Below are 24,231 nucleotides of genomic sequence, written 5' to 3' on the forward strand. Positions count from 1 at the left end.
TGTCGTGCGGCGTGCCGCGCGTGGTCATCCGGTCGTCTGGTCCGGCCCGTCGGCGCCGGGTGGCCCGGGCAGCGGCGCGGCGAGCCACGCCCCGACCAGCTCGCGCAGGCGTGCGCCGGCGGTGACCCGGATCCGGCGGCCGGCCTCCTCGCCGGCCAACGAGATGTGGCCCGACCAGCCCTGCCAGGGGTCCGGCCGCGACTCCACCAGCACGTACGGGTACGGGGTGGGCAGCTTCGGCTTCGGCGGCAGGTCCGGCGCCGCGTCCAGGCGCACCGCGGCCGGGTCGAAACCGAGCACCGCGGAACTCTCGTACGCCCCGCCGTGCCCGCGGGCGGGCAGCTCCCCGAACATCCCGGCCGTCTCGTCCGGGCCGACGAGCTGGAACCAGTTCACCAGCATCATGCTGGCCCGGTGCCGCCCGGACACCCACTCCATCGCGGCGCGGACGGTGGACATGTTGGCGTCGTGCCCGTTGACCACGAGCACCCGGGTGAAGCCCGCCTCGACGATGCCGGCGAGCACGTCGGCGAGATAGCCGACGGCGATCTCCGGCCGCAGCGACACCGTGCCCGGCCAGGGCCGGGTCTGGCCGGGGCAGGCGGCGTACGGCGTGGCCGGGAAGAGCACCGCCCGGGCGGACCCGGTGGCCAGTTCCCCGGCGAAGCCCTCGGCCAGGATCAGGTCGGTACCGATCGGCAGGTGCGGACCGTGCCACTCGACCGCGCCGACCGGCAGCACCGCCAGGTCGGCCGACCCGGTCACGGCGGCGAACGCGTGCCCGGGTACCCGGGTGACCGGGAGCAGCCCTCCCCCGGTCCGCCACCGCTCGATCAGTTCGTCCACTGCTCGGCCCTCCGGGTCGCGGTCCGGCTGCTCTCCAGCCGCCCGGAGAACCACATCACCACGAAGATGAGCAGCACCTGGAGCATGCCGTAGGCGGCGGCGGTGCCCAGCTCGAAGCTGTACATCCGGTTGTTGATGGCGACCGAGATCGGCACCGTCGACGAGGTGTAGATGAGCACCGAGGCGACGAACTCGCCGACGCCGTGCACGAACGCCAGCAGCGCGCCGGCGAGCACGCCGGGCAGCATCAGCCGCACGGTGATCGTGTAGAACGCGCGCAGCCAGGAGGCGCCCAGGTTGCGCGCCGCGTCCTCCAGCGACGGGTCGATCAGCGCCAGCGTCGCGGAGCTGGACCGGAACACGATCGGCAGGAAGCGGACGAAGTAGGCCAGCGGCAGGATCCAGAACGTGCCGACCAGCACCTGCCCGAAGCTGAACGCGTTGCCGGTGCTGAACGCCGAGATCAGGTTGATCGCCACGACCGTGCCGGGCAGCGCCCAGGCGATCATCACGGCCACGTCGAGCAGGCCGCGTCCGACGAACGTCAGCCGCCGCACCGCGTACGCGATGAGCACGCCGATCACCACGCAGCCGACGACCGCGAGGAGGCTCATCTGCACCGAGTTGAGGATCGGCTGGAACGCCTTGGGGTCGGTGAAGATGGTGACGAAGTTCTCGAACGTGTACGTCGGCGGCAGCACCTCGGTGGTCCAGGACCGGTCCTCGGAGAACGCGACGAGCGCGATCGCGCCGACCGGGGCGAGCAGGACCAGCGTGGCCAGCACCGAGGCGAGCGGGGCGAGCCAGCGGCCGATCGGGTTGGTGATCTCCCGTCGCACCGCCGAGATGCCCTTGGACTGCGACTGGTAATTGCGCCGCCCCTCGTACCAGCGCATGGCCAGCAGGAAGATGATCGAGACGATGCCGAGCACGGAGGCGTACGCCGAGGCCATCGGCAGGTCGCCGTTGGTGCGGTTGATGTAGATCTGCATCGTCATGGTCTGGCTGACGTTGAACAGCAGTGGCGCGGTGTAGGACGCCAGCGACGTCATGAAGACCAGCAGCGACGCCGAGATCAGCGCCGGGGTGAGCATCGGCAGCAGGACGGTGCGCCACACGCGTACCCGACCCGCGCCGAGGTTGTACGCCGCCTCCTCGACCGACGGGTCCATTCCGGCCAGTGCCGCGGAGGCGGCCAGGTAGAAGAACGGGTACATGGTGAACGTGTGCACCACGAGCACACCGGCGATGCCGTCGAAGGCCAGGACCGGCTTGTCGGTGCCGAGCAGCGCCTGCAGGCCGCGCGGCACGATGCCGATGTTGCTGTAGAGCAGCTGGAAGGAGACGGCGCCGATCAGCGGCGGCAGGGCCGCCGGCACCAGGATGAACGCCTCGATGAGCCGCCGGCCGCGGAAGTGGAACCGCTTGAGCAGGAACGCCATCGCCACGCCGACGATGCCGCAGAGCAACACGCTCGCCGCGGAGATGAACAGCGAGGTGAACAGCGACTCGCGGGCCACCCCGGAGGAGGAGAGGAACTGGAGGTAGTTGTCGGTGCCGTTGGCGCTGACGCTCTCCCGGAAGGTGGCGAACATCGGCTGGACGACGAAGCCCCAGAGCACCAGGACCAGCGGCAGCACCAGCAGGTAGGGGAACCATCGGGAGTTCGCCCCGCCGGCCAGGCGCCGGCCGAGGGCCGCCGCCCAGCCGGGGGCGGTCGGGGTCGCAGCGGTCACGGCTTGACCACCCAGAGCCGCTCCGGTACGAGCCGCAGGCCCACGACGTCGCCGAGCGCCATACCGGCGGGCGCGTCGACCAGCGCGGCCATCACCTCGTCGCCGTCGACGTCGACGGTGACGTGGGTGGCCATGCCGGTGAACTCGACGTGGCTGACGCGGCCACGCATGGCCGCCGTGTCGTCGTCGCCGCCGAGCGCGATGTGCTCGGGACGCGCGGAGACCAGTGCGGTGTCGCCCTCGGCGAGCCCGTGTCCGGCGGGAGCGCCCACCTCGATCGTGGCGCCGCCGGGCAGGCGTACCTGGACGCGCTGCTCCGCCGCGCCGGTCACCGGCAGGCTCAGCACGTTGCTGCGTCCGATGAACCGGGCCACGAACGCGTTCGCGGGCTGGTAGTACACCTCGTGCGGGGTGCCGACCTGCTGGACCCGGCCGGACTCCATCACCGCGATCCGGTCCGACATCGCCATCGCCTCGGCCTGGTCGTGCGTGACGTAGATCGAGGTGGTGCCGCTCTCCCGCTGGATGCGCCGGATCTCGGCGCGGGTCTCCTCGCGCAGCTTCGCGTCGAGGTTCGACAGCGGCTCGTCGAGCAGCATGGTGCGGGGGCGGATCACCAGGGCCCGCGCCAGCGCGACGCGCTGCTGCTGGCCGCCGGAGAGCGCGTCGATGCGCCGCTCGCCGTACCCGGCGAGGTGCACCTGGGCGAGCGCCTCCTCCACCCGGCGGGCCTGGTCGGCACGGGAGACCCGGCGGACCTTGAGCCCGTACGCGACGTTCTGCGCCACCGTCATGTGCGGGAACAGCGCGTAGTTCTGGAACACCATGCCGGTGTCCCGCTTGTTCGGCGTCCAGTGCGTGACGTCGTCGTCGCCGAAGTGGATGTGACCGGAGGTCGGGAAGTAGAAGCCGGCCACCATGCGCAGCGTCGTCGTCTTGCCACAACCGCTCGGTCCGAGCAGCGTGAAGAACTCGCCGGCTCCGATGGTGACGGTGACGTCATCGACCGCCGCGGAGTCGCTCGACTTGGCGAAGCGCTTACTGACCGCCGTCAGTCGGACATCGATCATTTCGTGGGTCCTTCCAGGACGAAGCCGGGCCGTGCCGGAGCACGGCCCGGTTCCGAGCGTCTTAGCCCTTGCCCTTGATCTGGGCGTTCCAGTGGGTGATCCAGGCGGTCTCGTTCTTGCCGATCACGTCCCAGTCGACGTCCATCGGCTTGAGGTCGAGCTTGGTCAGCCACTCGGGCTTCTCGGCGATGTCGACAGCGGGGATCTGGAAGTAGTCCTTGGCCAGGCTGGCCCGCAGCGAGTCGTCGAACAGGAATTCGAGGAACTTCTTCGCGCCCTCGCTGTTGCCGCCCTTGACCGCGGCCACGCCGTCGACGAGCACCGGGGCGCCGGAGGCCGGCATGACGTAGCCGAACGGCATCTTCTCGTTGGCCTGGAGCAGGATGTCCTGGAGGTTCCAGGCGCTCACCACGCCCTGCTCACGCGACATCTTCAGGTAGAGGTCGCTGGGGTTGGCGGCGTACTCGACGGTGTTGGCGTCGAGCTTGCGCAGCCAGTCGTAGCCGGGCTGCGGGTTGGACCCGTCGGCGGTGTAGCGCTGGATCATCGAGGCGTAGATCGAGCGCATGGTGCCGGAGGCGGCCACGTCCCGGATGATGATCTTGTCTTTCCACTTCGGGTCGACCAGGTCGTCCCAGTCCTTCGGCGCGGTCTCCGGGGTCAGCGCCTTGTTGTTGTACATGATGACCTCGGGCAGCAGGATCTCGCCGAACCAGCGGCCCTCGGCGTCCTTGTACCGCGCGTCGATCTTCGAGGCGAACGACGGCTGCCAGGACTCCAGCAGACCCTCGGACGCGCCGGCGGCGAGGCCCTGCTGGGTGCCGCCCCACCAGACCGACGCCTGCGGGTTGGCCTTCTCGGCGCGGACCCGCTCGAGCACCTCCTGGGCGCCCATGTTGAGCACCTCGACCTTGCCCTTGTACTCGGGGTTCTTGGTCGTGAACTGCTCGACGACGTAGTCGGTGACCGACTTGTCGCGGGCGCTGTAGATGACGACCTTCTCGGCCGACGCGGAGCCGGAGGAGCCGGTGTCCTTGTCGTCGTCGCTGCTGCCGCACGCACTGACGGCCAGCAGCGCGCTGAACGCGACGGCCAGGGCCAAACGACGTTTCATTGGTACCTCCATTTTTCGCGGGGGAACTGTCGGAAGCGGGGAAGGAAGATCAGCGCGTCGCGCCGTACCAGGGCGCGACGCATCGCGCCGCGACCTGTCGTCAGTGGGTACGGACGCGGGTCGCCGCGACGGCGTTCGGTGACGTGGGTGGTGGGTGCGAGGTCGGGGTCGGGGGTCGTCGGGGGGCCGGGTTCGGTCAGGGAAGCGAGGGGCGGGGCACCGCTGCCGAGAGCGCGTAGCTGATCGCTCCGTGCAGCACGGCCTGGTCGCCGAGGGTGGCCCGGCGCACCTCGGTGGGTGCCGGGGTCCGGGCGGAGACGAGGGTCTGGAGCTGGTCGAGCGCCGGGTCGTCGAGTTCCGCCGCGGCGCCGCTGAGCAGCACCAGCCCCGGATCGACCACACAGGCGCAGGAGAGGATGAGCCCGGCCCAGGCGCCGAGGACCTCGTCGAGGTAGCTGCGGGCCGGCGCCGACGTCGCGGCGAGCCGGCTCAGCTCCCGTACCGGCGACTCGGGCCGGCGGCCCGGGTTGAGCGCGACGACCCGCTCCGCGATGGCGTTGACCGACCACCGGGCCTCGAACTCGCCGACGCCGCTGTAGCGGCGCTCGGTCGCGCCACCCAGCGGCAGGAAGCCGACCTCGCCCGCGGCTCCGCTGGCGCCGCGGCGGACCTTGCCGTCGAGCACGAGGCCGGCGCCGATGCCGTCGGCGACGTGGATCAGCAGCAGGTTGGCGACGTCCGCGCCGGCGCCGGCGACGCATTCGCCGGCGGCCATCAGGTTGACGTCGTTGTCCACGACCACTGGTACGCCGAGCCGCCGTTGCACCGATTCGCCGATCGGCCACGCCTCGACCAGTCCGACCGACGGCGCGAGGCGTACCGCCCCGTTGCTGGACACCCCGGGCACCGCGATCGCGACGCCGCGAAGCGACGGGAGGTTGTCGCCGACCAGGTCGAGGACGAACTCGCAGACGGTCTCCACCACGTTCGCGCCGAGCCGGGCGACGCGGTGCGCGATGACCGCGCCCTCACTGTCGGCGATCTCGCAGCTGATCCGGGGCGGCTCCAGCGACACCGCCGCGACCAGCTCGGCGCGGGGGTTGAACTCCAGCATCTCGCGGGGCCGGCCGGTGGTGGGCGCGCCGGGCCCGCGTTCGATGAGGTAGCCCTCGGCGACGAGTTCCCGCACGAGCGCGGTCACGGTGGCCGCCGAGAGACCGGTCATCTCGGCCAGGTCCACGCGGGACAGCCGCCGGGCCTGCCGGGCGGCCAAGATCACCGAGAGACGCTTGATCTCACGGGACCGCTCACGGCTGACCGGGCTGGTCGGGGCTTTGTCAGACACACTTTCTTCCTAGTGAGAAAAAATTCTGCCGTCAAGTAACGAGATGATCTCGGTCTTCCGACCAGGGAGAATTCTGCGACCGACAAGCCGGTCGGGCCGGGGCCAGCCCGACATGACGCGCAAAACCGAGCCCTGTGGTCCACATTGGGGTGCCAAACCTGGACAAAGGCTGTCCCCGCGCCACGGCCGCCCTCCCGGTGATCGCCCTGAGCAGGCACGATCGTTTATTCGGATAAGGAAGAAAGTCGTCCGGAGCTATTGACGACGCCTCCGCAAGATCCCTAGGTTACGGCCCGAAGGCCTTCCGGTGGACCGACGTCGCCACCGTGCGTACCGCTCACCCCCGTGACGGTGCGCGAGCACCACCATCCCGTTGTCGAGCACCACGACCCCCGAGGACCTGACAGTCCTCAGTGGACAGCTGTCTGCATCACGGCCCGGCACGAGCCACGTGTCAGCCGGCCCGTGCCGGGCCGACCGTCCCCAGCCGCAGCACTCTCGCTTCGAGACGAAGAGGTATGCCCATGAGATGGCGCACCAGCGCAGCGATCGCCATGTGCGGTCTGCTGTCGTTGGGCCTGGCCACTCCGGCCCAGGCCAACCCCCAGCAAGCACCGAAGCCCCAGGCCAAGAAGTCCGACAAGCCCGTCGACCTGGACATCATGTTCATCGGCGCCCACCCGGACGACGAGGCCGGCCAGCTCGGCATGCTCGGATACTGGAACGAGTATCACGGCATGAAGGCCGGCGTCATCACCACCACCCGCGGCGAGGGCGGTGGCAACGCCACCGGTCTCGAGGAGGGCCCGGAGCTCGGCATCCTGCGGGAGGCCGAGGAGCGCAAGGCCGTCGGCTGGGCCGGCGTCGAGCACATCTACAACCTGGACGCGCTGGACTTCTGGTACACCGCCAGCGCCCCCCTGACCGAGGAGGTCTGGGGCCACCAGGAGACGCTGTCCCGGATCGTACGGGTCCTGCGGACCACCAAGCCCGAGGTCATCCTCACGATGAACCCCTCGGCGACCCAGGGCAACCACGGCAACCACCAGAAGGCGGCCATGCTGGCCGTGGAAGCCTTCTACGCGGCGGCCGACCCGAAGGCGTTCCCGGAGCAGATCAAGAAGGAGGGGCTCAAGCCCTGGCGGGTCTCCCGCATCTTCCAGACCGGTGGCAGCGGCACCTCCAGCAACGGCCCCGCCTGCGAGACCACGTTCACGCCGGCCGAGGCCAGCAACGTCGTCTTCGGCACCTGGCAGGGGTACGAGTCGGCGCGGCACGACGGCAACCGGTGGAACACGGTCCAGACCTGGGCCCGCCGGGAGTACGTGTCGCAGGGCTGGGGCAACAGCTCCTTCCCGACGACCAACCCCGACGCCATCGGCTGCAACCGGCTGACGCTGATCGACACCCGCACGCCGTACCCGGACCCGAACGTCGGTGCCGGCACCGGCGCGCTGCAGGGCGCCACCCTGCGCGCCCCCGGCGGCCTGCCGCTCGGCACCGAGGTCCACGTGCGTCCGCGCACCTGGGAGGCCGTCGCGGGTCAGCCCATCAAGGTGGACACCGTCCTGTACGCCGAGAAGGCCGTTCCGGGCGCCAAGGTCACCCTGAACGTGCCGGCCGGCTGGAAGGTCAGCGGCAACGGCGACGTCGGCACGCTGACCCCGGGCAAGGAGGTCGTGAAGACCTTCACCGTCACGCCGCCCGCCCAGGTCGAGGTGGGTACCCGCTTCAAGATCGACGCCACGCTGACCAGCAAGAAGGACGGCAGCGGCACCAGCAGCGCCCGGGTTCAGGGCACCGCGCCGGTGCGCGGCACCCTGGAGCCGCTGGAGGAGATCGCCGACTTCCGCGCGTGGACCGTGCGGAACAAGACCCAGCAGCTCGACGCGCTCATCGAGTCCCTGCTGAACATCCCCAGCGGTGGCACCCGCAGCGTCAAGGTCAACCTGACCAACCACGGCACCCGGGTCGAGTCCGGCGCGGTCAAGCTGAACGTCCCCGCCGGCTTCTCGGTGGCCGAGCAGCAGGTGCCGTACAGCGGGCTCCAGCCGGGCGCCAGCACCTCGGTGACGTTCACCGTCACCAACACCGACACGTCGCTGCCGACGGCCAACCGGGCCCCGGACAACGGCGCGTACCGGGTGCAGATCGAGACCAGCTACACCGGTGGCAGCGCGAGCGAGCCGGGTGCGTTCAACCTGGTCCCGGTCACCACGATCCCGAAGGCCGCCACCGCGCCGACGGTGGACGGCCACGGCCACGACCACGAGTACACCGGCGAGGTCATCGACATCTCGACGCGCTGGGAGGGCACCGCCGCCCCGGCGTCGGACATCTCCGGCACCGCCCAGCTCACCCACACCGACGACGCCCTGTACGCCATCTTCACCATCACCGATGATGTGCTCGGCACCGTCCTGCCGCCGGAGGACTGCAAGCGTCCGCGGCGTAACGACAACATCGAGTTCGGCATCGACCCGCGCGGCAACTCGGCGAACACCTCCACCGTGTTCAACATGGCGCTCTTCCCGGCCACGAACGACCCGGCCAACGGGAACCCGCCGTGCTTCGCCCGGGAGCGGGACAACCACCAGGGCGGCCCGGAGACCGCGCCGGGTGTGGAGATCGCCTCCGTGGTGACCAGCAACCCGTACACGGGTTACCGGATCGAGGTCAAGATTCCGTTCAGCGTGCTGCCGGACGCCGTCGACCCGAACCGGATGGGCCTGAACATCCTGGTCAACGACTCGGACACGCAGGACCTGACCGCGCAGACCCGGGTCGGCTGGTCGACCTGGAGCGGTGTGCGGGCCGACCCGTGGCGCTGGGGCAACGCGACGCTGCCGGACCTGGCGGCGAAGCCGTCGGCGCCGAAGGCCCCGATCATGCCCGACACGGCGGCGCTGAGCGTCGACTCGCCGCAGACCCTGCTGCAGTCCGTCTCGGACGGGGTCGCACCGGGTGGTTACGCCAAGCTGGCGGACAACACCGTGAAGATCAAGAAGGTCACCCGCAGCGCGAGCAAGGTGTCCGTGCAGCTGCAGGTGAAGAAGGCCGGCACCGCCCGGGCCTTCCTGTGGGACGGCACCCGGGTCGTGGCGGAGGCCAAGGCCCAGCTGCGCAAGGACGGCACCCTCGTCCTGCCGCTGAGCGGGAAGCTTCCGGCCGGCACCTCGCTGCTCGTCTCGTACGAGCACGGCGGCGCCACCACCGCTCTGGCGAAGAAGATCTGCTGAGCGGACGACTGATCGCGTCCACCTGACGCACACGACGGGCCGGGCCGGCAGGCCCGGCCCGTCGTGCCGTCCGCGTCACCTGCGCCGCGCCCGCTCAGCGAACCGGCGCCGGGCCGGTGGCGGCCGATGGCACCTCGGCCGGCTCGCGCCACCAGCGGCGCGACGCCAGCGCGGCCAGCCCGGCGCCGGCGGTGTTGAGCAGGACGTCGTCGACCGAGGACACCCGGTCCAGCCGCAGGACGTACTGCGCCACCTCGACCAGGACCGCGCAGCAGGCCGCGAGCGCCAGGATCCGCGGCACCGACGCCAGCGCCGCGAACCGCAGCGGGGCGAAGAACCCGAGCGCCGCGAACACCAGCAGGTTGCCGACGATCTGCACCGTCACCGTCAGCGGCCCGCTCGCGAGGACGGTGAGCAGGTCCCGCAGCGGCACCAGGCTCACCCGGCCGGGGACCACTCCGGCACCGTCACCCGGCAGCATGATCATCCAGACCCACGGCACGGTCCCGTAGACGACGCCCACCTCGGCCAGCGATCTCCGCCAGGCCGGACCCGCGCCGCCGCGCCGGCGGGCCAGGAGCCACACCACGAGCGCGGCCGCCGGCAACGCGGCCACGGTGAGGAGCACGACCCCGTTGATCGTGCCGAACCAGCCGTGCCACCCCTCGATCACGCCGCCTCCGCTCCCATCCGCCAGGTCCTCACCGGCCCGCGGTCCGCTCAGGGTGCCACGGCCGCGCCGACCGGCGGCCCCGGCCCGGACGGCATCGCGTACGCGGCGCCCGTGCCCGCTGTCACCGGATTCGCATTCCGGCACCGGGCCGGCGGCGAATCCCCGTCGATCGCTGATTTCCCGGCCGGCATTTCGGCGCGGCCGGAATGGTGCCGTCCTTTCGAGGCCATTGTCGTCACGCGTTCACCCATTCCACCGTGGCCACCGGCTCCGCCAGGGCGGGGCGTGGCGGCAGCGAACACATCCGCAGGTGAGCCATGGTGCGGCGAGCGACGATCACCATCCGCACGCGCTCCACCGGCTGGTAAAGAAAGACTCACCTAAGCAAGGCAAGCCTTATCTTCGTCGTTCGGGATTCCGCGCGGAAACGGCTCCTAACGGCCGCCAACCGCGCATTCCGTTGTTAAGGTGAGCATGATCCTCACTGGCGGCCGGCGGTTTGAGGACCGGGCCGCACGGCAAATACCAGATGGCATTCGAGCACCACGAGGCCGGCCGTTCGTGTCCGCCGGCCCGCATGACTTGGAGGCACCATGAAGACCCTGTTGCAGTCTCCGCCGGTACGTGAATGCGCCGCCACCGCGTGCAGCTTCAACGACAACGGCTGTCACGCTCCCGCGATCACCGTGGCGGCGTCCGCCGACGCGGCGTCCTGCGCGACGTTCGTCGAGTCGTCGCTCAGCGGCGGGATGAAGGAGGTCACCGGCGCGGTGGGCGCGTGCGCGCGGGCCGAGTGCGTGTTCAACACCAACCTCGCCTGCACCGCCGAGTCGATCACGGTCGGTCCGGGCGCCACGGTCAGCGACTGCCTCACCTACCAGCCCGCCTGACAAACCGGACAGCACGTCCGTACGGGTCACGACGGTCACCGTCGTGACCCGTACCGCGTCTGCGGCACCCGACCCGCCGTTGCACAGGTAAGCCTTACCTACTACCGTCTGACCTGGGCCGACTTCACCCCTTCCCGGCCGAGGAGACAGACATGGCGTTGCACCCCGCGGGGCGTCCGGCTCCGCCGGCCGGTGTCGTCCCGGTCGCCGCAGGGCCGTCGGCGGGCGGTACGGGCACCTCCACGCCCCGCGACGCCGTCGCCGCCCGGTGCGTGCTGACCGCCGCCTCCTCGCTGCGGCTCACGCTCGGCGACGCCACCGCCGATCTGCTCTCCGCCCACGCCCTCCTTCCCGACGGCACGGTCGTCCTCGCGGTCGACGCGATGAGCCGCACCGGTGGCCTGCTGGTCGCCGCTCGCGGCCACCGCGGCGCGGTACGCCTCGACGTGACCCACCTCGCCCCGGTCGCCGTGCGCTCCCGGGTGCGGTCCCGGCTGCGGATCCTCGGCACCGCCCGCCGGTTCGACCCGGCCGCCCTCGACGCCTGCGATCCGGCCACCGTGATGTCGCTGCTCGACCTGCCCCCGGTGGCGCTGTGGGCGATCGCGCCGGACGAGGTCGTCCTCGACCGGGCCGCCGGCCCTGTCGCGGTGGACCTCGGCGCGTACCGTGCGGCCCGGCCGGATCCGATCGCCGTCGGCGAGGCCGCCCACCTCGCGCACCTGACGCGATGCCACCGCGACGTCCTCGACCGGCTCGCCGCGCTCGTCGACGCCGCCGACGCGACGCGGATCGTCCCGGTCGCGCTCGACGCCGAGGGCATCGTGCTGCGCGCGGAGCGGCCGGACGGTCACACCGACACCCGGTTGTCCTTCGCCCGCCCGATCACTGCCGGTTCCGGCCTGGCCGAGGCGCTGCGGACGCTGCTCCCCTAGCCCCGCGGTCCTTGCCGCGGGCGGCCCGACCCGGTAGAAACGGCCGGGCCGACAGGAGATCAGCCATGACCGATACCGACGGGCGGTTGTCCGCCACGCCGCGTACGACCCTGCGCCGGATGAAGGAGAAGGGGCACCGCGACCGCGCCGCCCTCTTCGACGTGCTGCGGGCCGCCTTCGTCTGCCATCTCGGAGTGCTCGTCGACGGCGGCCCGATGGTGGTGCCGACCGTCTACGGCTTCGACGACCGGCACCTCTACCTGCACGGCTCGGTGGCCAGCCGGAGCCTCACCACCGACGCCGACGTCTGCGTCACGGTCACAGTGGTCGACGGCCTGGTCCTCGCGCGCTCGGTGTTCGAGCACGGGATCAACTACCGCAGCGCGATGATCTACGGCCGGCCCCGGTGGGTGACCGACGCCGAGGAGAAGCTGCACGGCCTGCGGCTGCTGACCGAGCACGTGGCCCCCGGGCAGTGGGACCACGCCCGCCGGCCGAACCGGCGGGAGCTGGCGGCCACCGCGCTGCTGGCGCTTCCGCTGGCCGAGGCGTCGGTCAAGACGCGCAGCGGTCCGCCGGACGACGGGGACGGCCCGGACGCCGCCCTCGGGCTGTGGGCCGGCGAGCTTCCGCTGGTCGCGCGCTGGAAACAGCCGGTGACCGACCCGGCGCTGCCGCCGGCCACGCCGGTGCCGGCGCACGTGGCCGCGCGCGCCGGCACCCGCGCCGACCAGGTCTGACCGGCCGGGCGGCCCCCCATCCGGCTAGCGCAGCTGGCGGGCCACCTCCGCGAGCGGCAGCCGGGGCTGGACGGCCGCGCGGGCGGCCACCACTGCCAGCGCCCGGGGCACCCCGGCGCAGTGCGCGATGATCTCCCGCACCGCCGGCCGTTCGGCGGTGAGGCGGCGCTCGCCGAGCCGCGCCGCCAGCAGGTCCCACGCCTCACCGGCGGCCAGTTCGTCGACCACGACCGGGCACGCGGCCTCGCCGACCACCAGGCCGGTGAGGCGGTCCCGGCTGGTCACGACCACCATGCAGCCGGGTACGCCGGGCAGCAGCGGCCGTACCTGGTCGGCGTCGCGGGCGTCGTCGAGGACGATGAGCATCCGGCGTCCGGCGAGCGCGCTGCGGTAGAGCCCGGTGCGCGCCGCCGGACCGCACGGGACGCCGCCGGGTACGTCGAGCGCCTCGATGAGGCCGCCGAGCGCCTCCGCCGGGGCCACCGCCGCTCTGCCCGGGTCGCTGCCGCCGAGCTGGACGTGCAGCACCCCGTCGGCGAACCGGGCGGCCGACCGGTGTGCCCAGCGCAGCGCCAGCGCCGTCTTGCCGATGCCGGACCGGCCGGACAGGACGCACACGACCACGCTCGACATCCGCCGTGGTCCGCCGTCGAGCAGCCGGTCGAGTTGCCGCAGTTGTGCCGAACGGCCGGTGAAGCCGGGGATCTCCAGCGGCAGCTGCATGGGGCGGATCCGGGCCGAGGGCGCCGGGTGGGCGGGCAGGCCGAGGACCTCGCGGAGCAGCCGGACGGTCGCGGGCCGCGGCCGGGTCACCCGCGACGACTCCAGGTTGCGGATGCTCCGCACGCTCAGTCCGGTACGGGCGGCCAACTCCTCCTGGGTGAGGTTGGCCAGTCGCCGCGCGGTAGCGATTTCATGACCCAACGTATCCATGTAGCCGATCACAGCGTCGTCTCCGTACCGGTTCTGGTGGATTCATGCCGGTGGACCACCGAAGCCGCGGCCGCTGAGCGGGCAGTCAGCGGCGACATTGCCGGTGATCTGCCGGTGAAGCTCCTGTTGGCCAGACGAGGTTAAGTCCACAGTGGGTCCGACGCTATCGACCGGAGTCGAATCGACGGTCGACGAGACGGGCCCTTCCCGGCATCGGTGCAGCGTCGCAGAAGCAGCACTTCCGGTCACTCTCCGCAAACCTCAGATCCGTCCGGCGCGGGCCCGGCGGGCAGCGCGCCGACCAGGAGGACGAACATGCGAAGGTACGTCAGCGACACCGCCGAACTCACCGACGAGTACGGCATCCGGATCGGCCGCTGGACGCAGTACCGCGATCTCGGCCCGTTGCCGTTCGACGCCATGTGGTGCGTGATCCCGCCCGGTGGCAGCAGCAGCGAGGACGTCCACCCCGAGGTCGAGTTCGCCGTGGTGACCCGCGGCACGGCCATCTACGAGGCGGGCGGCGAGAAGGTCGAGGTGCCGACCGGCGGCGTGATCCTGCTCGAACCCGAGCAGCGGCACGTCATCCACAACCCCTCGCCGGAGCAGCCGCTCACCATCCTCAGCATCTACTGGATGCCCCGGCCCGACGAGGCCGGGCAGGGCGGGCAGGCCGGTGCGGACGGCGGGCAGGCCGGTGCGGACGACGGAGCCGGCCGTGACTGACGCCGCCACCGGCGTGGTGCTGGTGGTGACGCCGCCGCCGACGCCGAACGGGCCGCTGCACCTCGGGCACCTCAGCGGCCCGTACGTCGCCGGGGACATCGCGGCCCGGGCGCTGCGCGCCGCCGGCCGGCGGGTGGTGACCCAGTGCGGCCTGGACGCGCACCAGAACTACGTGCTCGCCCGGGCGCAGGCGCACGGCGAGAACCCGGCCGACACGGTCGCCCGGTACGGCTCGTCGATCCACGCCGCGTTGCGCGCCGCGCGCGTCCGGTACGACGTCATGGCCGACCCGCTGGCCGACGAGGGCTACCGCCGGGCGGTCGCGAGCCTGCTCACCGAACTGGTGGAGGCGAAGGTGGTGGAGGTCGCCCCGGTGTCGCTGCGCGCGTGCGCGGCCTGCGGGCGGACCCTGCACCACGTCCGGGTCGCCGGGCGCTGCCCGGCCTGCGGCGCCGGCGCGAACGGCGGCACCTGCGAGGGGTGCGGCGGCTTCTGCACCGCCGCGAACCTCGTCGACGCGCGCTCGACCTGCTGCGACGCGGCGCCCGAACCGGTCACCCGCACGGTGCCGGTGCTGCGGCTGGACGAGCACCGGGAACGGCTCGCCGAGTTCTGGTCCCGCGCGGTGCTGCCGCCCCGGCTGCGGCGCCTCGTCGCGTCGTATCTCGACGGCGGGCTGCCCGAGGTGCCGTTGGCGTACCCGTCGGACTGGGGCATCGAGTGGGACGACGGCCTGCGCATCGACGTCTGGGCCGAGATGGCATTGGCCAACCTGGTCCTGCCCGCCCGCCACCTGCGGCCGGACGCGGACACGCTGACCGGGTACCTGGACGCGTGGCGCGACGTGGACGAGCAGTGGATCTTCCTCGGGATCGACAACGCCTTCTACTACGCGCTGCTCATCCCGGCCCTGCACCTGGCCGCCGGGCTGCCCGACCGGCCGACCGGGCTGGTGGTCAACGAGTTCTACCGGCTCACCGGCGCCAAGTTCTCCACCAGCCGCGAGCACGCGATCTGGGCACACGACTTCCTGTCCACCGAGGACCCGGCGGTGGTCCGGGCGTTCCTGAGCTGGGACCGGCCGGACAGCTACGAGTCGGACTTCCGCCCGGAGGCGTACGAGGCGTTCGCCGCCCGGTACGCCGCGACCCTGGCCGGCACCACCGCCGGCCTGGACGGCGTCCTGGCCGACACCGAGCTGACGCGCGGCGAGCAGGCGCTACGGCCGGAACACTTCGACCCGGCCACCGCGGTCCGGGCGGCGCTGGCCGCGTACCCCGGTGCGCCGGAGCGGGCGACCCGCCTGCTCGGCGTCGTCGGCGGCACGGAACCGGCGGGTTCGGATGGGTGAGCCGCGCGTGCTCGTCGTCGGCGCGGGCGTGAGCGGCGTCCTGCTGGCCCGGCGGCTGCGGGACGCGGGCGCCGACGCGGTCCTGATCGGCCCGCACGGCACCGGTCCGGACGGGCGGCCCGCCGACGCGACGGCCGCGTCCGGCGGGCTGGTCCGGGCCTTCGAGCCCGATCCGGCCGCCCGGTCCCTCGCCGCCGCGAGCCTCGCCGAGCTGCTGGCCGATCCGTCCCTCGCGACAGCGGCCGGTTGGCGGCGGACCGGCTCGCTCTACCTGCTCGACGCCCCCGCGGCGGCCGACGTGGACGGCGCCGAGGTGCTGACCCGGGACGAGGTCGCCCACCGGTTCGGTTTCGCCGGGCTCCCGGACGGCACCGTGGGGATCTGGGAACGCCGGGCCGGCTACCTCGATCCGGACCGGCTGCGCCGGACCGTCCTGCGTGGCCTGGACGGCACCGAGACGACACCGGTGGCCCGCCTCGACGACCGCGCGGTCGAGCTGCGCGACGGTCGCCGGCTCACCGGCGACCTCGTCGTCGTGGCCGCCGGGGCCTGGACCCCGCGGCTGTTGCGCGCCGCCGGGTGGCCGACCTCGCTGCGCACCAAACACATCCAGTACGCCCACCACGTCACCGCCCGCGGTGACCTGCCGTGCTTCGTGGACGAGACCAGCGGCCTCTACGGCCGGCCGGCCGGCCCTGGGCGCGTGCTGCTCGGGCTGCCGAGCGACAGGTGGGACGTCGACCCGCCGGCCCCCGAGCCGGACGCCGCGCTGGCGGCACGGGTCCGGGCGGTGGCCGCACAGCGGCTGCCCGGCCTGGACCCGCGACCGGCCGGCCCGGCGGTCAGTGCCGCCGACTGCTACAGCGCGCCCGCCGGCCTGGCCCTGCGCCACGTGGCCGGCACGGTGCACACCTTCACCGGCGGCAGCGGCGGCGCCGCCAAGACCGTCCTGGCCGCCAGCCGGCTCGCCGCCACCGCCCTGCTGAACACCCGAACCGCGATCCCTGTCCCCCACGGCCAGACAGAGGCAGACTGATGACGCAGACCTATCACACAGTGGGAATCGGCGCCGGGCCGGCGAACCTGAGCCTCGCGGCGATGTACGACACCCTCGCGCCGCACGACATCGCGTTGTTCGAGGCCCGGGACCGGCCGGGCTGGCACGACGGGATGCTGCACAGCGGCGTCCGCATGCAGACCGGCTGGGTCAAGGACCTGGTCTCGCTCTACGACCCGACCCACCCGCTGTCGTTCCTCAACTACCTGGTCACCACCGGCCGGGTGTACGCCCTGCTGGGCGCCGGGTTCGACACCATCCCCCGGATCGAGTACCAGCAGTACCTGGTGTGGGCGGCGGGTCAACTGCCGCGCATCACGTACGGCACCCGCGTCGACCGGGTCGAGTTCGACGGCGCGCTGGTCAGCCGCAGCGGCGGTGCGGAGGTCGCCCGTTCCCGGCACCTGGTGCTCGGCAGCGGAACCGTCCCCTTCGTACCGGAGTTCCTGGACGCCCTCGACCCCCGGCACCTGTTCGTCGCCGACGAGCTGCACCAGCGCCTCGCCACCGTGCCGGACGAGCCGGACCTGCCGTGGATCGTGATCGGCAGCGGCCAGACCAGCGCGGAGTGCGTCGCGGCGCTGCTCACCCGCGGGTGCCGCGACATCAGGTGGATCGGGCGGCGGTCGTGGTTCGCCCCGCTGGAGGACTCGCCGTCGGCGAACGACCTGTACCGGCCCGCCTACCAGGAGGCGTTCCTCACCCTCTCCCGGGACGTGCGGGAACGCCTCGTCTCCGGCCAGATCCTGACCAGCGACGGCATCTCGCCGGGCACGTTGCGCGGCGTCTACCAGCACAACTACGAGGAGCGGCTGCGCACCGGCCGGTTCCCGGTGACGATCATGCCGAGCCGTACCGTGACCGGCGCCCGGCAGCTCGACGGGGAGGTCGAACTGGAGTGCCTGACCGCCGGCAGCGGCGAGGAACGGCACCGGGCGGTGAACCTGGTCGTCGCGGCGGGACGCCGGCAGGCGCCGCTGCCCTTCGACCCGGAGCTGACCGCGCTGATCGACCTGGACGAGCGCGGCGAGCCGGTCATCGAGTCGGACTACTCGATCCGGTGGAAGCACGCCGACGACCACAAGATCTTCGTGCTGAACCGGGGGCGGTACGTCCAGGGGCTCGTCGACTCCAACCTGAGCATCCTGCCGATCCGCAGCGCGATGATCCTCAACTCGATCGCCGGCCGCACCGTCTGCCGGTTCCGCGACGACTACCTGAGCACCCGATGGGCGTGAGCGCGATGACGTCGTTCGACTACGACGACCGGATCTTCGTCTCCGTCGACCACGCCGGTGACGCCGACCCGCTGCGGGGGCACTACCACCAGCGCGGCGATCTGGTCTGGGCGGAGATCTCCGGCGGACCGGTACGGCACGGCCGGCTCGCCGGCACCTGCGACGCGCAGGGTGTGGTGCGCTTCGCGTACCTGGAGGTGCTCACCGACGGCAGCATCGTGGTCGGCGAGTGCGAGTCCCGGCCCGAGCGGCTGCCCGACGGCCGGATCCGGTTGCGTGAGCAGTGGCGCCGCCACGGGCCGCGCCGCGACAGCGGCGTCTCGGTGATCGAGGAGGCCGCCCCGGCCCGCGTCGAGGCGAGGGAGGAGCAGCGTGTCTGACATCCAGATCGTCAGCTTCGTCGCCGCGAGCCTGCTCATCATCATCGTGCCGGGCGTCGACTTCGCCCTGGTCACCCGCCAGACCGTCCGGTACGGGCGGCGGGCCGGGTTCGTGGTGCTGGCCGGGCTGTTCGCCGCCGCCCTGGTGCACGCGTCGCTCGCCACCGCCGGCCTGTCCGCCCTGCTGGTCTCCTCGCCGGCGCTCTACACGGTGCTGCGCGTCGCCGGTGCGCTGTACCTGCTCTACCTGGGCGGCACCATCCTCTGGGCCACCCGGCCCCGCCGGACCGTCCCGGTGGCGCAGCCGGTCCCGGTCGGCGCGGGTGGGGCCGGTGCCGGCACGGACGCCGCCGCGCCGGTCCGTGACGTCCCGGCCCCCGACGAGCCGCACGTGGCGCGGCGCTCGTTCGTCATGGGCGTCACCAGCCAGCTGCTGAACGTCAAGGTGGTCGTCTTCTACGTCTCGTTCGTGCCGCAGTTCGTCAAGCCCGGCGACGGCGCGGCGGCCCGCACGGCGGTGCTGGCCGCCACGTTCATCGGCCTCGCGGTGCTCTGGTGGGCCTGCTACATCCTGCTCATCGACCGGTTGCAGCCCTGGCTGACCCGGCCGTCGGTGCTGCTGGTGATCGAACGGCTGACCGGGCTGATCCTGATCGTCCTGGCGGTACGGATCGCGCTGAGCCACTGAGCCGCACCACGGGCGCCCGCCGGTCCGGCCGCGTACAGCCGGTCCGGCGGGCGGCGGTGGTCTCAGGCGTTGCGCGGGCGGTGGGCGACGGTGAGCACGTGGGTGGTCGGCCAGTCCAGCGGCCGGCCGTCCAGGTCGGTGAGGGACGCGACCGGCGCGATCCGGTTGTCGATCACCCAGTCGTTGCGGACCGGGGCCGAGGCCGGGCCGATCTCGAAGCCCGCCTCGGTGAGCAGCGCCGTCCAGTCGGCGAAGCTCAGGCCGCAGAACTGCTCCTTCGTCTCCGACAGCCAGTTGTCCGTGTAGTCCTTGCGGGTCAGGTAGTCCATCGCCGCGCCCAGGCCGAGGCGTACCGCGCCGTCGTCGAGCGGCTCGTAGTCGAAGCCGAACGCGAAGTCCACGGCGAACTGGTCCAGTCGCGCCCGCGTCGACAGTCCGGAGACGTACCGCTTGACCTCGGCCGAGGACAGGCCGGCCAGATCACGGCGGGGCGAGGCGGGGTTGTCGCCGTCGTCGCCGGTCAGCCGCAGGATCACCGGCCGGTCCGGCTCGTCCGGTCCGCACACGTCGCTGTTGATCCAGACGCCGCCGGGAACCGTGTGGTCGTGGATGCGGCGGGCGAACTGGAGCAGCGACTCCCGCTGCCGCCCGTACGACCAGATCTCGTGGGTGAGCGCGAAGGTGAGCGTGGTGTCCACCGACCGGTCCTTGAACACCGCGCCGCCCAGGACGTTGCGGTGGAAGAAGTAGACGTTGGCGTTGCGGAACACGCCCTGCGCCTTCTTGTGCAGGCACTCCTGGTAGAGGTGGCGGGCCACCTCCACGCCGATCAGGTCGCTCTCCCGCAGCGTGGCCTCCCGGTCGGCGAGCTCCAGGACCGCGCCCGCGCCACAGCCGATGTCCACGATCCGTCCGGGCTGCACGTACCGGCGCACCGAGTCCCACTTGCGGTGCGCGGCCGAGGCGAACGCCTCCACGTACGTCCGGTAGTCGCGGGTGACAGTGAGGCCGCCCTCGTCGCCGACGAGCGGGTCGTTCACCACCGACCGGATCGCCTCGACCAGGCGGTAGCGCTCGAACACGTCGATCGTCGCCGGGTGGGTGAGCGTCCGCCAGGTCTCGTCGCCGGCGGCCAGGCGCAGCAGCACGTCCCACGGCCGTTCGGGCGTCTCGCGCAGGTCGGGGTCGGCCTCGACCTGCGCGATCGCGAAGCCGAGCCGTTCGTACAGCTTCGCGACCTCCGGTGTGGAGCAGGCCACCGCCGTGTCGGCGGGCGTGAGTTCGAGCCCGGTGGCCACCGCGATGCTCTTGAGCGTGACCTCCGCGAACGCGTCGGTGTACGCGGTGTCGAAGATCGGCACGGCCAGCGAGCGCAGCCCGGTCAGCACACTGAACCGCTCGATCGCGGCCTCCCGCCTGTGGTACGCGACGGGGTTGCGCCGGGTGTTGTCGTGGTTGGCCGACGTCACCGCCCAGACCACTGTGGCCTCGTCGCCGGCGAGCCGGCTCAGGTAGTCGGCCTGGAACCGGGTCAGCAGGTGGTGCCGTCCCGGGAACAGCACGAAGCGGGTCGGCAGGTCGGTCATGGGCACCTCGCCTGGGCGGTAAAGCGGTCGGTGATCATACCGGGACGCGCCAGGAGCGCCACAGATGGCCGTACCGGCCGCCGGCGTCCAGCAGCTCGTCGTGCGTGCCCTGCTCCACGATCCGGCCGTGGTCGAGCACGACGATCCGGTCCGCGGTGACCGCCTGGCTGAGCCGGTGCGCCACGATCAGCGTGGTACGCCCCCGCGTGGCCGCGAGGGCCGCCCGGTCCAGGTCGCGGGCCCCGGCGCTGCCGGCCTCGGCGGTCGCCTCGTCCAGCACGGCGACGGCGGGCGCGGTGAGCACCAGCCGGGCCAGGGCGACCTGCTGGGCCTGCGCGGCGGTGAGCCGGTGGCCGCCCTCGCCCACCGGCGTCGCCAGCCCGTCCGGGAGGGCACGCAGCCAGGCGGTGGCGCCGACCCGCTCCAGCGCGTCGAGCAGCTCGGCGTCGGTCGCGTCCGGGGCGGCCAGGCGCAGATCTTCCGCGAGCGGCCCGGCGAAGACGTGCACCTCCTGGCTGACCAGTGCGACGTCGCGCCGGGCGGTGGCCTCGCCCGCCCCGGTCAGCGGCACGCCGCCGAGGCGTACCGATCCGTCGGTGGGGGCGATGATCCCGGCGGCGATGCCGGCGAGCGTGCTCTTGCCGGCGCCGCTGGCGCCGACGAGCGCGACCCGCTCCCCCGGCGCCAGGCGCAGCTCGACGTCGGCGAGCACCAGCGGCCCGTCGTCGTAGTGGTGCCGGCGCACGGTGACGTCCAGCGCCGCCGGGCCGCGCGGGCCGGCCGGCGCGGTGGCCGGGCCGGACGCGGTGGGCGGTGCGGTGTCGGGCAGGCTCGCCACGCCGACCAGGCGGGCGAGGCTCGCGCCGGCCTGCAACACCGAGTCGGACTCCAGCAGCAGCAGGCCGATCGGGTTGAACAGGCGGTGGAAGTAGAGCGCGGCGGTGGTCGCCGCGCCGACGGTGACCAGGTCGTCGCGGACCAGGAAGAACCCGGCCACGAGCACCGCGGCCAGGCCGAGGAACTCCGACCGGTTGATCCGCAGCCCGAAGCGGGTGTGCAGGTTGAAGATCTCCAGCGACAGGTCGCGCGCCACGCCCGAACGCTCGGCGATGGCCGCCACGTGCGCGTCCTCGGTCCGGTACGCGCGCACCGTCGCCGCGCCGCGCAGCGCCCCGGCCATCGCCTGCGTCCGCTCACCGGTGGCGACCCGCTCGCGGGCGTAGTACGGCATCGAGCGCCGCAGGTACCAGCGCAGCGCCAGCGCGTACGCGGGCGCGGCCACCAGCCCGGCGAGGCCGAGCCGCCAGTCCAGCGCGACCAGCCCGAAAACGGTGAGCACGACGGACAGCAGCGCGCCGACGAACGCCGGGCCGCTCACCGCGATCACGTTCGTCACCACCGCCACGTCGTCGCCGACGCGGGCCAGCAGGTCGCCGGTGCCGGCCCGTTCCAGCGTCGCGGACGGCAGGTGCAGCGCCCGGTCGAGGACGCGCTCGCGCAGCCGGGCCAGCACCGTCTCGCCGAGCCGTGACGCGAGCGCGGCGCCGAGCGCCGTGAGCAGGCCGGTGAGCACGGCGGCGGCGGCGATCACCGCCACCCGGCCGGCGATCCGGGAGACCGGGGCGCCGGCGATGACGTCGTCGACCAGGCGGCCGAGCACCCAGGGCGCGACCAGGCCGCCCGTGGCGGCGGCGACGAGCACCGTCGCGGCGGCGGCGCTGAGGCCGGGCCGGTCGCGGAACTGGGCGCCGAGCGTGGTCCAGGTCTGCCGGGCGGACGCGACCGGCAGCAACGTCCGGCCGGGGGTACGCGGGTCAGCGGTCACCGCAGTGTCTCCTCGCGGTAGCGGGCGTCGGAGGCCAGCAGGCGTTCGTGCGGTCCCTCGGCGGCCACCCGGCCGTCGGCGATCACCACCACCCGGTCGGTGATCCGCAGCAGTGCCGGGCTGCTGGTGATCAGCAGCGTGCCCCGGGGGGCCACCCGGCGCGCTTCGGCGAGTCCGTCGGCGAGCTGCGCCTCGGTGGCCGCGTCGACGGCGGTGGTGGGATCGTGCAGCACCAGCACGGGCGGGTCGGCGTGCAGCGCCCGCGCCAGCCCGAGCCGCTGGCGCTGTCCACCGGAGAGGTTCACGCCCCGCTCGACGAGGCGGTGGCCGAGACCGTCGGGGTGCGCGTCCACCACGTCCTCGGCGGCGGCCGCCCGGACTGCGGCGTGCAGCCGCGCCTGGTCGGTACGGGCACCGGCGGCGAGATTGGCCGCCACCGTGCCCTCGAACAGCGTCACGTCGTGCGGCTCGACCAGCACGGTGCCGCGCAGCGCGTCGACGTGCAGCTCGTCGGCGGGCACGCCGTCGACACGCACGGCGCCCCGGCGCGCATCCGGCGGCACCCGCCCGGACAGCAGCGCCACCAGCGCCTCGGCGTCCGCCGGGTCGTACGCGAGCACACCGACCACCTCGCCGGGGCCGACGCGCAGGTTCACCCCGTCCAGGCCGGCGTGCCCGACGTCGTCGAGGGCCAGCCGCGGTCCGTCCGGGTGTGCCGGGGCCGGTGCGTCGCCGGGCCGCGTCAGCGGCTCGGCGCCGAGCACGCGCGCCACCCGGGCGGCGGAGGCGCGGGCCATCGCGAACAGCTGCACGCACCAGCCCATGGTCTGCACCGGCTCGGCGACGAACTGCGCGAGCCCGACCACCGTGACCAGCTCGCCGATGGTGAGCCGGCCGCGCAGGGCGAGCCAGCCGGCCACCCCGGCGACCGCCGCGAGGAACAGGCCGTTGGCGGCGGTGGTGAGCCCGAGGTGCAGTCCCTTGGTGTTGGCGGCGCGCAGCGTGACCGCGAGGGCGTTGCGGCTGGCGGCGGCGTACCGGCCGGCGGCGTGGTGCTGGGCGCCGATGCCGCGCAGCACGCGCAGGCCGGAGACGAGGTCCACGGCGAGCGCCGTGGTCTCCGCGAGGGCCTCCTGCTGGGAGGTGCTGCGCCGGGACAGCAGTGGCGCCATCCGTTGCAGCACCAGGACCAGCACCGGTACACCGACGAGCACGCCGAGTCCGAGGGGGACGTCGATGACCAGCAGCGCGGTCGCCGCGACGGTGAGCGCGGTCACCGCGGCGACACCGAACCCGGCCACCCGCACCACGAGCGCGGAGAGTTCGGCGTCGGAGGCGGCGACCGAGAGCAGTTCGCCGTCGCGCAGGCCGGAGCGGTGCCCGCGCGGGTCGAGCGCGCGCTCGGCAATCTCCACCCGCAGCAGGTGCGCCTCCCGCTCCACCGCGGCGTACGCCTGGCGGGCGCCGTTGCGGTAGGCGAACGCGAGCACGGCGAACAGGGCCGCGAGGCCGGCGACCGAGTACGCCAGCGCCCACGGGTCGCCGGTGACCACGGCGCGGTCGATGATGACGCCGATCGCCACCGGCACGAGCGCCTCGGCGACCTGGTGCAGGCCGAGCAGCGTCACGCCGATCAGCACCGGCCGTCGCTGGCGGCGCAACGCCTGACGCAGCACGTGCCGGGCCGTGACGGCGCTGCCGGCGGGGAGCGGGGACACGAGGAGATGCCTCCAGTGATCGAAGTGAGGACAGCCTAACCTCAGCCTCGGTGGCCGAGTCGGGTGGCACGGCTCACCACGGTCTCCGCCAGCGGGGCACGGTGACCGCCGGTAATGTTGATCAGGCCGAGAGTGCACCCA

20 protein-coding genes are annotated in these 24,231 nt (G+C 72.9%); 10 read left to right on the plus strand and 10 right to left on the minus strand.

Annotated features, from left to right (window positions below; genetic code table 11):
* Positions 1–24: 24 nt before the first annotated feature.
* The 5 genes from V6U82_RS02340 to V6U82_RS02360 form a co-directional block, all read right to left on the minus strand.
* Positions 25–846 carry a creatininase family protein gene (locus tag V6U82_RS02340; protein WP_128136516.1) on the minus strand — a complete coding sequence of 274 codons (822 nt, stop codon included), beginning with the start codon at positions 844–846 and terminating at the stop codon, positions 25–27.
* Entirely contained in the window at positions 834–2,582 is a 1,749-nt protein-coding gene (locus V6U82_RS02345) for an ABC transporter permease (protein ID WP_128136515.1), read from the minus strand. Before V6U82_RS02345 ends, V6U82_RS02340 begins: the two co-directional genes overlap by 13 nt.
* Entirely contained in the window at positions 2,579–3,652 is a 1,074-nt protein-coding gene (locus V6U82_RS02350) for an ABC transporter ATP-binding protein (RefSeq protein ID WP_334458888.1), read from the minus strand. Before V6U82_RS02350 ends, V6U82_RS02345 begins: the two co-directional genes overlap by 4 nt.
* A gap of 61 nt (positions 3,653–3,713) precedes the next feature.
* Complete coding sequence (locus V6U82_RS02355; RefSeq protein WP_128136513.1) at positions 3,714–4,766, minus strand: extracellular solute-binding protein; 1,053 nt, start codon at positions 4,764–4,766, stop codon at positions 3,714–3,716.
* A 196-nt stretch (positions 4,767–4,962) separates the two neighbouring features.
* Positions 4,963–6,111: an ROK family transcriptional regulator gene (locus V6U82_RS02360; protein ID WP_334458889.1), complete on the minus strand. Its 1,149-nt coding sequence runs from the start codon at positions 6,109–6,111 to the stop codon at positions 4,963–4,965.
* A 524-nt stretch (positions 6,112–6,635) separates the two neighbouring features.
* Here V6U82_RS02360 and V6U82_RS02365 point away from each other — a divergent pair.
* The gene (locus V6U82_RS02365; protein WP_334458891.1) at positions 6,636–9,350 is read left to right on the plus strand and encodes a sugar-binding protein; all 2,715 of its coding nucleotides are present in this window, start codon (positions 6,636–6,638) and stop codon (positions 9,348–9,350) included.
* Between the two features lie 94 nt (positions 9,351–9,444).
* Here V6U82_RS02365 and V6U82_RS02370 read toward each other — a convergent pair whose 3' ends face one another.
* Positions 9,445–10,023, minus strand: coding sequence for a VanZ family protein (locus V6U82_RS02370; RefSeq protein ID WP_334458893.1), 579 nt, complete (start codon positions 10,021–10,023; stop codon positions 9,445–9,447).
* A gap of 593 nt (positions 10,024–10,616) precedes the next feature.
* On the opposite strand from V6U82_RS02370, the gene V6U82_RS02375 reads away from it, so the two are divergent.
* The 3 genes from V6U82_RS02375 to V6U82_RS02385 all read left to right on the plus strand — a co-directional run bounded on the left by V6U82_RS02375 (position 10,617) and on the right by V6U82_RS02385 (position 12,588).
* A complete protein-coding gene (locus tag V6U82_RS02375; protein WP_128136511.1) occupies positions 10,617–10,913 on the plus strand; it encodes a DUF1540 domain-containing protein in 297 nt (98 codons plus the stop codon).
* 152 nt (positions 10,914–11,065) lie between these two features.
* On the plus strand, positions 11,066–11,848 hold the full coding sequence (locus V6U82_RS02380; protein ID WP_128136510.1) for a DUF2470 domain-containing protein: 783 nt from the start codon (positions 11,066–11,068) through the stop codon (positions 11,846–11,848).
* Positions 11,849–11,913: 65 nt separating this feature from the next.
* A complete protein-coding gene (locus V6U82_RS02385; protein ID WP_334458897.1) occupies positions 11,914–12,588 on the plus strand; it encodes a pyridoxamine 5'-phosphate oxidase family protein in 675 nt (224 codons plus the stop codon).
* A 24-nt stretch (positions 12,589–12,612) separates the two neighbouring features.
* Here the strand turns inward: V6U82_RS02385 and V6U82_RS02390 are convergent, their stop codons facing one another.
* Positions 12,613–13,521 (minus strand): NB-ARC domain-containing protein, encoded by a 909-nt coding sequence (locus tag V6U82_RS02390; RefSeq protein ID WP_334458898.1) that lies wholly within the window; start codon positions 13,519–13,521, stop codon positions 12,613–12,615.
* 315 nt (positions 13,522–13,836) lie between these two features.
* Between V6U82_RS02390 and V6U82_RS02395 the strand changes: the two genes are divergently transcribed.
* The 6 genes from V6U82_RS02395 to V6U82_RS02420 are packed head-to-tail and all read left to right on the plus strand — an operon-like array spanning position 13,837 to position 18,961.
* Complete coding sequence (locus V6U82_RS02395) at positions 13,837–14,247, plus strand: cupin domain-containing protein (RefSeq protein ID WP_334458899.1); 411 nt, start codon at positions 13,837–13,839, stop codon at positions 14,245–14,247.
* A complete protein-coding gene (locus tag V6U82_RS02400; RefSeq protein WP_334458902.1) occupies positions 14,240–15,598 on the plus strand; it encodes a class I tRNA ligase family protein in 1,359 nt (452 codons plus the stop codon). The genes V6U82_RS02395 and V6U82_RS02400 overlap by 8 nt, the downstream gene beginning before the upstream one ends.
* A complete protein-coding gene (locus V6U82_RS02405) occupies positions 15,591–16,634 on the plus strand; it encodes an NAD(P)/FAD-dependent oxidoreductase (protein WP_334458903.1) in 1,044 nt (347 codons plus the stop codon). The genes V6U82_RS02400 and V6U82_RS02405 overlap by 8 nt, the downstream gene beginning before the upstream one ends.
* Positions 16,634–17,893 (plus strand): lysine N(6)-hydroxylase/L-ornithine N(5)-oxygenase family protein, encoded by a 1,260-nt coding sequence (locus V6U82_RS02410; RefSeq protein WP_334458904.1) that lies wholly within the window; start codon positions 16,634–16,636, stop codon positions 17,891–17,893. The genes V6U82_RS02405 and V6U82_RS02410 overlap by 1 nt, the downstream gene beginning before the upstream one ends.
* Complete coding sequence (locus V6U82_RS02415) at positions 17,884–18,273, plus strand: hypothetical protein (RefSeq protein WP_334458905.1); 390 nt, start codon at positions 17,884–17,886, stop codon at positions 18,271–18,273. Before V6U82_RS02410 ends, V6U82_RS02415 begins: the two co-directional genes overlap by 10 nt.
* Positions 18,266–18,961, plus strand: a complete 696-nt coding sequence (locus V6U82_RS02420; protein ID WP_334458906.1) for a LysE family translocator — start codon at positions 18,266–18,268, stop codon at positions 18,959–18,961. The genes V6U82_RS02415 and V6U82_RS02420 overlap by 8 nt, the downstream gene beginning before the upstream one ends.
* Before the next feature lie 62 nt (positions 18,962–19,023).
* Here V6U82_RS02420 and V6U82_RS02425 read toward each other — a convergent pair whose 3' ends face one another.
* From V6U82_RS02425 to V6U82_RS02435, 3 genes are read right to left on the minus strand one after another with little or no spacing between them, the layout of a single operon-like run.
* Positions 19,024–20,547, minus strand: coding sequence for a class I SAM-dependent methyltransferase (locus V6U82_RS02425; RefSeq protein WP_334458907.1), 1,524 nt, complete (start codon positions 20,545–20,547; stop codon positions 19,024–19,026).
* A 34-nt stretch (positions 20,548–20,581) separates the two neighbouring features.
* The gene (locus V6U82_RS02430; RefSeq protein WP_334458908.1) at positions 20,582–22,372 is read right to left on the minus strand and encodes an ABC transporter ATP-binding protein; all 1,791 of its coding nucleotides are present in this window, start codon (positions 22,370–22,372) and stop codon (positions 20,582–20,584) included.
* A complete protein-coding gene (locus tag V6U82_RS02435; RefSeq protein WP_334458909.1) occupies positions 22,369–24,090 on the minus strand; it encodes an ABC transporter ATP-binding protein in 1,722 nt (573 codons plus the stop codon). The genes V6U82_RS02430 and V6U82_RS02435 overlap by 4 nt, the downstream gene beginning before the upstream one ends.
* Between the last annotated feature and the right edge of the window lie 141 nt (positions 24,091–24,231).

The organism is Micromonospora sp. CPCC 205554 (genome assembly GCF_036902745.1).
GTDB lineage: Bacteria > Actinomycetota > Actinomycetes > Mycobacteriales > Micromonosporaceae > Micromonospora > Micromonospora tulbaghiae.